Source organism: Nocardia amamiensis NBRC 102102 (genome assembly GCF_001612745.1).
Taxonomy (GTDB): Bacteria; Actinomycetota; Actinomycetes; order Mycobacteriales; family Mycobacteriaceae; genus Nocardia; species Nocardia amamiensis.
In genome coordinates, this window is the sequence record NZ_BDBA01000404.1 from 1 (window position 1) to 971 (window position 971).

The 971-nt window shown below is 69.4% G+C and carries 1 pseudogene; it reads right to left on the reverse strand.

From position 1 onward, the window contains the following. A pseudogene (locus NA4_RS44075) lies at positions 1–971 on the reverse strand (phosphopantetheine-binding protein); the annotation flags it as partial.

Genomic DNA, 971 nt, shown 5'->3' on the forward strand with positions numbered 1-971 from the left:
CGCATCCGGATCGGCAGCTCGAAGGTCACATCGAAGCCGCGCGCGGCGAATTCGGCCAGCGCGCCGTACAATTCGGCCTCGTCGATCGGCTGCACCGCGATGCCGAGATCGACCTGGTCGACCGGAACCACCTGCTGGTAGCCGCCGTCGCCGGACTCGGGGAAGATCGTGCGCAGCGATTGCTGGCGCTCGATCACATCCAGCAGCGCCGAGGCCAGCGCGTCCAGATCCACCGTGCCGCGCATCCGCACCACGAACGGCAGGTTGTAGGTCGGCACGGTCGGGTCGAACTGGTTGATGAACCACATGCGCTGCTGCGCCAGCGAGAGCGGCACCCGTTCCGGCAACTGCTGGGCTACCAGCGGCGGACGCGACGCGTCGGCGGGGGCGGCGTTCTCCGCCCGCGCGGCGATCCCGGCCACGGTCGGGGTCTCGAACAGCGCGCGCACCCCGATCTGGGTGCCGAAGGCCGCGCCGATACGCGCCACCACCTGGGTCGCGACCAGCGAGTTGCCGCCCAGGTCGAAGAAATTGTCGTCGATGCCGATCCGGTCCTGGCTGAGCACGTCGGCGAAGATGCCCGCCACGATCTGCTCGGCCTGGGTGCGCGGCGCGCGGAACTCGCCCGCGTCGAGCGCTGAACACCGGCTCCGGCAAGGCTTTCCGATCCAGCTTGCCGCTGGTGCCCAGCGGGAAGGCGTCCAGCACCATGATCGACGCGGGCACCATGTAGCTGGGCAGCTTCTCCGCGACGAACCTGGTCAGCGCGGCCGGATCCACGGTCTGGCCGGGAGCCGCCACCACATAGGCGACCAACTGCTGACCGGTGGCCGTGTCCACGACCAGCACCACGGCCTGGCTGACCGCGGGGTGGGCGAGCAGATCGGTTTCGATCTCACCCAGCTCGATGCGCTGACCGCGGAACTTCACCTGGAAGTCGGTGCGGCCGATGTATTCCAGCGTGCCCGCGG